Here is a 9035-nt window from a genome sequence, read left to right on the forward strand (position 1 = left end):
GTTATCTCCGATTCGGGTTGAAGGTGGCGGGCAGTGAGGCCCAGCACGCGTCGTAAGCAGGTTGCAGCTGCGGGCACTCCAGAGCGAACTGGGTCGGGCGCAGCACTTGGCTGGTCTCGAACATGAAGGCCATGGTGTTATCGATCTTGTGCGGCGCCAGGTCCGCATTGATGGCCTTGGTGCAGGTCTCGCCATCCGGGCCATGGGCGCTCATGCAGCTGTGCAGCGACGCGCCGCCGGGCAGGAAGCCTTCGGCCTTGGCATCGTAGGCGCCCTGGATCAGGCCCATGTATTCGTTCATCAGGTTGCGATGGAACCATGGCGGACGGAAGGTATTCTCGGCCACCATCCAGCGCGGCGGGAAGATCACGAAGTCGAGGTTGGCTAGGCCATGCACGCTGGTAGGTGAGGTCAGCACGGTGAAGATCGACGGATCCGGATGATCGAAACTCACCGTACCGATAGTGTTGAAACGACGCAGGTCGTATTTGTACGGTACGTTGTTGCCGTGCCAGGCGACCACGTTGAGTGGTGAATGGTCCAACTCGCAGGCCCACAGTTCACCAAGGAATTTCTGAACCAGCGTGGTCGGTTGCTTGAGGTCTTCGTAGCGGGCCACTGGCGTGAGGAAGTCACGCGGGTTGGCCAGGCCATTACTGCCGATGGGGCCCAGGTCGGGCAGGCGCAGCGGGGCGCCGTGGTTCTCGGCAACATAACCGCGTGCGTGTGCATCCAGCAGTTCGATACGGAATTTGAGGCCACGGGGCAGCACGACAATTTCCAGCGGCTCGACGTCCATCGCGCCCAGTTCGGTGGCGATGCGCAGGCGGCCCTGCTCCGGCACGATCAGCAGTTCGCCGTCGGCATTGAAGAACACGCGCTCCATGGAACGATTGGCGCGGTAGGTGTAGATGCTGATGCCCGAAGGTTTTTCCGACCCCGAGTTGGCCACCATGCCGACCAGTCCATCGATAAAGTCCGTCGGCTCACTCGGAATATCCAGCGGGTTCCAGCGCAGACGATTGGGCGTCACTGCGCCCAAGGGTCCACCGGCCAATTGCTGCGCAAGCTTGATGAACGCCGGGTGATTGGCCGACGGCTGGATGCGGTACAGCCAGGTGCGCCGGGCTTCGCTGCGCGACATGGTGAAGGCCGTGCCGGAAAACAGTTCGGTATACAGCCCGTAGGGGGCCTTCTGCGGCGAGTTCTGGCCGACGGGCAATGCACCAGGCAAGGCTTCGCTGGCGAATTCGTTGCCGAAACCCGAAAGGTATTCGAGGGTCATGGATCATCCTCTGTGGGTCAGTTGTATTTATCGTAATCCAGTTACGCATAACGTAATTTGATCACTGTTGACCGTCAAGCTATAAAGACGCCCATTCATCTTTCGGATTCTCGCCCTTCCATGGAAAAGCCCCGCGACACCGGTAAACAGAAAGTCCGTTCGGCGGAAGTCGGCACCGATATTCTCAAGGCTCTGGCCGAATTGTCCCCGGCCACCTCGCTGTCACGTCTGGCCGAACATGTGCAGATGCCGGCGAGCAAGGTCCACCGCTATTTGCAGGCGCTGATTGCCTCCGGATTTGCCGAGCAGAACACCGCCACCAACCATTACGGCCTGGGCCGGGAGGCGTTGCGCGTGGGGCTGGCGGCGCTGGGCAGCATGGATGTGTTGAAAGTCGGCGCCATGCCCCTGGCCGAGCTGCGCGATGAATTGAATGAAACCTGCTTTCTGGCGGTGTGGGGCAACCAGGGCGCGACCGTGGTACAGATCGAGCCGGCAGTGCGCGCCGTTACTGTGGTGACGCAGTTGGGCTCAGTGCTGCCGCTGCTCAGTTCGTCCACCGGGCTGGTGTTCAGCGCTTACCTGCCGTCACGGGAAACGGTGGAACTGCGCGAACGCGAGGTTCAAGCCGGCACCGCTCATACCTTGGCAGACGATCAGGCCTATGCCAGCGTGTGCGAACAAATCCGCAGCCGTGGCCTGCACTTTGTGCATGGCCTGCTGATGCCCGGCGTGGATGCGTTGTCGGCGCCGGTGTTCAATGCGGTCGGGCAAGTGGCGGCAGTGATGACCGTGGTCGGCCCGACCTCACTGTTCCATGCCGATGAAGATGGCCCGGCGGCGCAGCACCTGCTGGCGGCGACCCGGGCCGTGAGTTGGCGTATGGGCTATCAGCCCTGAATCAATCGTCGTTGCGCGACAGCGCCACTGCCACGCGGTCCTCCAGCGCCTTGACCTGCGCGCCGGCCACCACGTAGTTGTTGGTCAGCATCGCGAACACCAGCTTGCGCCCGCCGGCGTCGGTGATGTAACCACTCAATGACGACACGCCGCCCATGGAGCCGGTCTTGGCGTGCAGGTTGTTCTGCGCCTGCGTGTCGCGCAGACGGTAGCGCAGGCTGCCGCCGGTCATGCGGTCGGTGTTGCCGGCAATCGGCAGCGCGTTGTACCAGGTGTCGAACCACGGCTGTTTGCTGGCGGCCAGGAGCAGGTCGGTGAGGGTTTGCGACGACACCAGATTGCGCCGCGAGAGGCCGGAGCCGTCGACCTGACTGAACGTGCTGGTGTCCAGCCCCTGACGCTTGAGAAACCCGGCCACCGCCACGGCGCCCGCCGCTGCCGTGCCGCTATTGGCGGTCTGGCGCCCCATGGCCTTGAGCAAGGCTTCGGACATGTTGTTGTTCGAGAGCTTGAGCAACGGCGTGATCAACTCCTGTAACGGCGCCGATTGGTGCTCGGCCAGCACCGTCACTGCAGCCGGGCTTGCCCCGCCCATCACTCGACGCCCCAATACGGTGATGCCCTGTTGCGCCAAGGCCTGTTCGAACAGATTGGCCACCAGTTGCGTTGGCTCCCAGACGCTGACCAATTGCTGGCTCTGCCGCCCCGGCGCCACTGCGCCGCTGAGCTGCAACAGGTTGGTGCCATGGCGACGGTTGATCCCATAGCTGTTGCCCGGCCCACTGATGGCGCGGTTGCTCAGTTGCAGGTAATCGGTGGGCGGAAAAATCTCGACACTTACCGGCGAGCCGGCCCGCAGCGCAGCCTTCGCGGTGACCAGTACGCTGCCTGCATCGAAATCCGAATCAGGCGACACGGTCAGCGCTGAAATCTGCGCGCCGTAGTAGGTGGTTTCGTCATCGTGAGACCAGTCGACACCCAGCCGCTCGGCATCAAACCAGGTGTCATCGAACACCAGGTCGCCCTGCACCTGGCGCACGCCCTGGCTGGCCAACTGCGCGGCCAGGGCCTGGTAATCGGCAAACTGAACGGTCGGGTCGCCGAGGCCACGCAGGTACAGGTTGCCGGTCAAACGGTCGCCCTGGCGTATGCCATTGCTCAGCAGTTGGGTGGCGAAGCGGTATTGCGGCCCCAACACATCCATCGCCGCGGCGGTGGTCAGCAACTTGAGGTTGGACGCGGGCACCAGCCGGGTGCGAGGGTTGTGCTGATAGAGCGTCGCGCCACTGCGAGCATCGCGCACCATCAGCGACACCGTAGCGCCGTGCAGCGCCGGGTCGCTCAACAACTTATCCAGGGTTGCCGGTGTGGAAGTCGGTGAAACACTGGCGCAGCCGCCCAGCAAAAAGCTCAAGCCAACCAGCAGGGTGCCGGTGTGTAACCATTTTCCAAAGTGCATCGTTGCGTTTTCCATAGGCGTGCAATGGCGGCAACGCTATCAGCTCGCTATCAATGTGGCGACCGCTTTCCTGTGGGCGCTGGCTTGCCTGCGATGCAGACAACTCGGTGTATCAGGCAAACCCAGTCGATGCCATCGCAGGCAAGCCAGCTCCCACAGATAAATGAATCAGAAGGTCAAGGTGCTGGACACCGACACCTGCCGCGCATCGCCAACCGACACAAACTGCGTATTCACCGATGAGGTGTAGTAAGTACGATCGAACAGGTTCTTCACATTGAGCTGGAACTTGACCTTCTGCCCTTCAAGCCGGGTGTCATAGCTGGCGAACACATCGGCCACGGTGTAGCTGGGCAGTTCGAAACTGTTGGCCGCGTCCCCTGCCCGCTCGCCGACATAACGCGCCCCGGCGCCGACACGCAGTTGATCGCCGCCCAGGACACTGCCGAAGTCATACACCGCCGACAACGAGCCGGTGCTTTTTGCCACATTCTGCAGGCGATTGCCTTTGAGCTTAGGGTCTTCGGTAACCTCGGCATCGGTGTAAGCATAGCTGCCAATCAGGCTCCATTTATCCGTCAGCTGGCCGCTGGCATCCAGCTCCAGACCGCGAGAGCGCACCTTGCCGGCCACGCTGTACTCCGAGGTCAGGCCCTCGCCTACCTGCACCAATACGTTGCGTTTATCGATCGTAAACAGCGCGGCACTGGCGGTGATGCGCCCCGGCAGGTCGAACTTGGTACCCAGCTCCCAGGCTTTGGATTCTTCCGGCTGCAAACTGCCACTCAACACGGTTTTATTGGCCAGCGGCGCGATGGTGGAGTTGGGTTTGAACGACTCGGTATAACTGCCGTAGAACGACAATTGATCAGTGTAGCGATACACCAGCCCGGCCCGTGGTACCCACTTCTGGCCATTGCCGTCGGTGTTGGCGGTGAACGGCACGCCTTTGCCGGCGTATTGATCGTACATCTGGTAGCGCGCACCGCCGACCAGGATCCATTGATCGTTGAGGTGGATGGCATCCTGGAAGAACAGCGAATCGCTGCGCAGCAGATCGGTCTGGTTGCTGTCCGGCGCGCTGACTTTGGAACCGGCGACTTCATTGCCGTATACCGGGTTGTTGTAATCGAAGGTGCCCCGCGGCGCCTGGCGGATCAGGTCGGCACGGTAGATCTTGCGGTACTCATCGTCCAGGCCGAACACCAGATCGTGCTGCATACCTGCAACATCGACCCTGCCTTCGAGGCTGGCGGTGGCGAAGCGGTCGGTGGTCAACGCGCCCTGGGTACCGTCCATGTTACGGGTCAGGGTGCCGTTGGTGTTGACCTTGACCACGCGCACCTGACTGGCGTCATAGGTTTCGCGATTCCAGCTGTAGCCGAAGTGAGCTTTCCAGTCGTCGTTCAGATCATGATCGACGGTCAGGCGGTACAGATCGGAGCGACCTTCCATGTTGTTGAACGGTTCATCCAGACGCCGGGTGGCGGGGATGTTCAGCGGGTGGTTGGTCTTGGGATCGATGGCGGTGCCACGGTCGAACGGCGCGAGAAATTCGCGGTGTTCATAGGCCAGCACCACTTGGGTGGTATCGCCGTACCAGGCCAGGGACGGCGCCACCAGGGTCTCGCGATGGGTGCCGTAGTTACGCCAGTAATCTTCGTCTTCATGATCGACAATCAGGCGATAAGCCAGGCCGCTGTCGCCGAGGGGGCCGGTGGTGTCGAGGTTGCCGCCGCTGCCGTTCTTGCCGCTGCCGAAGGTCGAGCCGCGCGCGGTCAGGGAGGTGGACTGCATCAGCTCAGGCTTTTTGCTGACGATATTGACCACGCCGCCCGGGTCCTGGATGCCATACAACAGCGAGGATGGGCCCTTGAGCACTTCAATACGCTCGGCGGTAGCGTTCATGGCACGGCCCTGCACCACCGGCATACCGTCCTTCATGATCGAGCCGTTACGGTTGTCGCCAAAACCACGCAACATCACCGCGTCCTGAGTACTGCCGAGGGTGTTGGACTGGGTGATGCCGCTGATATTGCCCAGGGCGTCATCCAGGTTGCGCGGTTGCTGGTCGCGCAGCACCTGGGCCGGCACCACGTTGACGGTTTGCGGGGTTTCCAGCAGCAACCCATGGGAGCGCATCACCGAACTGGTGGGCGGCGGCTGATAGCTGGTGCTGTCCTGCGTCGGGTTGGCCGCGCTGATGGTGGTGGCGCCAAGGTTGACCGCGCCGTCGCTGGGCAGCGGCTCCAGGGCCAGGGTGCGGGCGTCGATCTGGCGGAAGGTGAAACCTGTATTGCTCAGCAGACGTTGCAGGGCCTGGGTCGCGCTCATCTGCCCACTGAGCGCCGGGGCATTGAGGCCATAAGGCGCTTCATCGGTGTAGATCACACTGATGCCTGTGACACGGCTGAACTCGCTCAGGGCCTGGGGCAGTGGTTTGGCTGCCAGGGCAAAATTGAACTGGGCGCTTTGCTGCTCCTGCGCACGCGCAACGCTCAAAGGCAGCAACGCCAGCCCTGACACCGCCAAGACCGAGGCTCCCAGCCACTGTTTTACCCAACCACCCGCCGTTGACTTCATGCTGTGAGAACCCGTGTAGAAAACGCTGTTAATGCGAATAGATCGCAGTTTCATGCACTACACGGATGGGCCGGGGATTTACCTCACATGAATCAGTAAATAATTTCGATCATTGCTTGCCACTCGTCGCGAGACACTCCTTGGCACTCTTCTTCAGCTTCTTGATCAGCCGCTCCTGGCGCAACGCCTCACCCTTGCTCGCGCATTGTTCGGTGTACACCAACGCCACCGCCGGGCTGGACAAGAAAAACCGCGCGCCCTTGCCGCTTTGGTGGCAGGCAAAGCGGCGCACCGGGTCATTGCTGATGCCGCAATACAACGAGCCATTGGCGGCACGCACCAGGTAGACGAACCAGGGTTTGGGTTCTACAGGATCAGTCACAGGGCAATTTCGGCAAACCAGAGGAGCGCCAATCTTATCAACGACCGGCCTGGAATGCCTTCAAGCCTTTAAGCGCCTGGGCCCTCACCGCATTTTTCAGCGCCGGCGACCAGCCCAACAGCAGCCCTTTCAAGCCCAGCGCCTGGCGCGACCATCGCCACAGGTCGAAGTGATCGTGGTGCTCGCAGATCTTGCCGTCGCGAAACACAAAGCGCGCACCGATGTCGTTAACCACCGTATTGCCCGTGGCACTGAACAGGTACGTCGCCACCCAGTGCGCGCTGCCAGTGCTGTCATCACTGCGCACGTGGTCGAAGGTCAGGGAGAAATCCTTTGCCCGCGTGGTGAGCATTCGCCACATATCCCCCGCGTCGCGCCCGCGCAACTCGCCGAAGGCCGGGTCGCTGAACACCACGTCTTCGGTGTAGCAGGCGGCCATGGCTTCGGCATCCAGGCGCTGGAAGGCACTGTAGAACGCGGTGATCAGGGCGTTATGGGCATCACTCATGGGCAGGCTCCGCAGGTTTCGAAAGAATAAGCGCACGATAGGCTGCCCACACCGCGCTGGCTACTGACATTCGCCAGGCAAATGCAGGAGCCTACGGCACCATCCCAGTGCTGCGAGCGTAGGCGAACAGGTCTACATCGGTTGAGATACTCAGCCGCTGCATAGCCGTGCTTTTCTGCTTACTGATGGTAGAGATACTGCGGTTGACCTGTGCCGCAATCTGGCTGACGGTCATGCCGCTGGCCAACATGCGCACCACCTCGCGCTCCTTGCAGGACAATTGCGGCACCTGGGACTGATCGCCCGTACCCGCCTCTACCATTTGCATCCGCAGGGATTCACTGGCGAACGTCTGGCCGGCACACACAGCCTTGATCGCCTGGGGCAGCTCCTTGGCCGAAGCACTTTTGGCCACCACGGCCTTGGCACCATGGGCGAAGGAAGCACGCAGGGTGGCGACGCTGGCGAACATGGTCACCAGAATCACCGGCAACTGCGGATATTGGCGGTGCAACAGGCTCAACAGCCCGTAGCCGTCGGCCTGCTGGCCGCCTGGCATGGCAAAGTCTGTGACGAGCACGTCACACGGGGTTGTCCTCAACAGTTCGAGCAACTGATCGGGGCCGTCGGCTTCCGCGACCACTTTGCACCGGCCATGCGCCTCAATCACGACTTTCTGCCCGATACGCACAATAGGGTGATCGTCAGCAATAATTACTCGAAGCATAGATTCCCACGAATGATGGCAAACTGAATCCGCGCAAAATACCCCCGCTGGCGCTCATCAACAACCGCTAACAAAGTGCTGCTGGCAGCCACGCTCAATGTTCAGTAGCTCACACTTTTTTGCCTACAAAACAATAAGAAAATACCTACAGCAAAGACAAGATCAACGGATTGCAAAACGCTCTGCGCCAACACTACCTCTCAGACTTCAGAGAGGTACTCGAGATAGACGAACAAGCGCGCCAGGAACAACTCCAATTGCACCTTGTGCGCAGCAACACCCTGGGACTGGACCTGTTCGATCAGCTTCACGGCGCTGGCTTCAAGGCCAGTACCGCCCAAAAACACCAGGCTGCCCACCAATCGATGGAGGCGCTCAGCCGTCAGTGACGAGTTCAACGTCAAGCAGGCATGGCGCAACACGCGGTGGTCTTCCCAAGCCTCGAACAACAGGGTTTCCAACAATTGATCGACGATACGCTCGCTGCCAAACATGGCGACCAACGTGGCACGGGTTGGCCAGCCGGCGAGCGGCGCAACAGCCTTCTGGACGACATACGCGTCATCCACGCCCGGCAGCCAGCGTGCCAACACGGCGTGCAGCTGTTCAAGGGTCAATGGCTTGAGCAGCCAGGCATCCATACCGGCGTCGCGGCAACGCTGGGGGCTGTCGTTTTGCAGGTTGGCGGTCAAGGCAATGATCGGCACTCGCCTCTGCCCGTTGTCGCACTCATGCTGGCGAATAGCGCGAGCCATGCTGTAGCCGTCCATGAACGGCATCTGGCAATCACTGATCACCAAGTCGAAGGGCCGGCTGGCAAAGGCCGCCAGCCCGACGTACCCATCGTCGGCCAATTCGTATCCCAACCCCAGTTTCTGCAGCAAACAACCCAGCAACAGGCGGTAGGCTGAATGGTCTTCCACCACCAGCACGCTCAACTGCTGCCAATGAAGCGGGGGGGCACCTTGCGGCTTCAATTTGCGGTTCGCTCCTGCTGTTGAACCTACCAGCGAACCCATCAGTACCTCTATCGTGACTATTGATCCGGCAGTAATCTCCGGCACTGGTGCAATAGCCCTCGAGACCTCTCATGTAGCAAATACCCATTCAGGGGATATCTATAATCTTTTGAGCCTGACCGAGTCGATACAACAACTACGAAAAGCACCACCGCCCCCCTCTCCCCGCCCG

At 61.0% G+C, this 9035-nt stretch carries 8 protein-coding genes; 1 reads left to right on the plus strand and 7 read right to left on the minus strand.

Translation table 11 applies throughout. The features are described from left to right. Position 1 precedes the first annotated feature (1 nt). Positions 2-1285: a homogentisate 1,2-dioxygenase gene (hmgA, locus tag E4O98_RS06450; RefSeq protein WP_248134444.1), complete on the minus strand. Its 1284-nt coding sequence runs from the start codon at positions 1283-1285 to the stop codon at positions 2-4. Between the two features lie 120 nt (positions 1286-1405). On the opposite strand from hmgA, the gene E4O98_RS06455 reads away from it, so the two are divergent. Continuing rightward, positions 1406-2185, plus strand: coding sequence for an IclR family transcriptional regulator (locus tag E4O98_RS06455; protein WP_032877646.1), 780 nt, complete (start codon positions 1406-1408; stop codon positions 2183-2185). A 1-nt stretch (position 2186) separates the two neighbouring features. Here E4O98_RS06455 and dacB read toward each other — a convergent pair whose 3' ends face one another. From dacB to E4O98_RS06485, 6 genes are all read right to left on the minus strand, one after another. Beyond that, complete coding sequence (gene dacB, locus E4O98_RS06460) at positions 2187-3644, minus strand: D-alanyl-D-alanine carboxypeptidase/D-alanyl-D-alanine-endopeptidase (protein WP_248134446.1); 1458 nt, start codon at positions 3642-3644, stop codon at positions 2187-2189. A gap of 168 nt (positions 3645-3812) precedes the next feature. After that, positions 3813-6227 carry a TonB-dependent receptor gene (locus tag E4O98_RS06465; protein WP_248134447.1) on the minus strand — a complete coding sequence of 805 codons (2415 nt, stop codon included), beginning with the start codon at positions 6225-6227 and terminating at the stop codon, positions 3813-3815. 109 nt (positions 6228-6336) lie between these two features. Then, positions 6337-6609, minus strand: coding sequence for a GIY-YIG nuclease family protein (locus E4O98_RS06470; RefSeq protein ID WP_032877650.1), 273 nt, complete (start codon positions 6607-6609; stop codon positions 6337-6339). A gap of 37 nt (positions 6610-6646) precedes the next feature. Then, complete coding sequence (locus E4O98_RS06475; protein WP_032877651.1) at positions 6647-7117, minus strand: nuclear transport factor 2 family protein; 471 nt, start codon at positions 7115-7117, stop codon at positions 6647-6649. Positions 7118-7208: 91 nt separating this feature from the next. After that, positions 7209-7844 (minus strand): response regulator transcription factor, encoded by a 636-nt coding sequence (locus tag E4O98_RS06480; protein ID WP_032877653.1) that lies wholly within the window; start codon positions 7842-7844, stop codon positions 7209-7211. A 200-nt stretch (positions 7845-8044) separates the two neighbouring features. Further along, positions 8045-8863 carry a response regulator gene (locus tag E4O98_RS06485; RefSeq protein ID WP_103733365.1) on the minus strand — a complete coding sequence of 273 codons (819 nt, stop codon included), beginning with the start codon at positions 8861-8863 and terminating at the stop codon, positions 8045-8047. Between the last annotated feature and the right edge of the window lie 172 nt (positions 8864-9035).

It is taken from the genome of Pseudomonas sp. W2Jun17, from assembly GCF_023127795.1.
GTDB lineage: Bacteria > Pseudomonadota > Gammaproteobacteria > Pseudomonadales > Pseudomonadaceae > Aquipseudomonas > Aquipseudomonas synxantha_A.

What these genes read in the sequence shown, in the direction of transcription:
- hmgA (WP_248134444.1), bottom strand. Translation starts at nt 1,285, where the DNA reads ATGACCCTCGAATACCTTTCGGGTTTCGGCAACGAATTCGCCAGCGAA.
- E4O98_RS06455 (WP_032877646.1), top strand. Translation starts at nt 1,406, where the DNA reads ATGGAAAAGCCCCGCGACACCGGTAAACAGAAAGTCCGTTCGGCGGAA.
- dacB (WP_248134446.1), bottom strand. Translation starts at nt 3,644, where the DNA reads ATGCACTTTGGAAAATGGTTACACACCGGCACCCTGCTGGTTGGCTTG.
- E4O98_RS06465 (WP_248134447.1), bottom strand. Translation starts at nt 6,227, where the DNA reads ATGAAGTCAACGGCGGGTGGTTGGGTAAAACAGTGGCTGGGAGCCTCG.
- E4O98_RS06475 (WP_032877651.1), bottom strand. Translation starts at nt 7,117, where the DNA reads ATGAGTGATGCCCATAACGCCCTGATCACCGCGTTCTACAGTGCCTTC.
- E4O98_RS06480 (WP_032877653.1), bottom strand. Translation starts at nt 7,844, where the DNA reads ATGCTTCGAGTAATTATTGCTGACGATCACCCTATTGTGCGTATCGGG.
- E4O98_RS06485 (WP_103733365.1), bottom strand. Translation starts at nt 8,863, where the DNA reads ATGGGTTCGCTGGTAGGTTCAACAGCAGGAGCGAACCGCAAATTGAAG.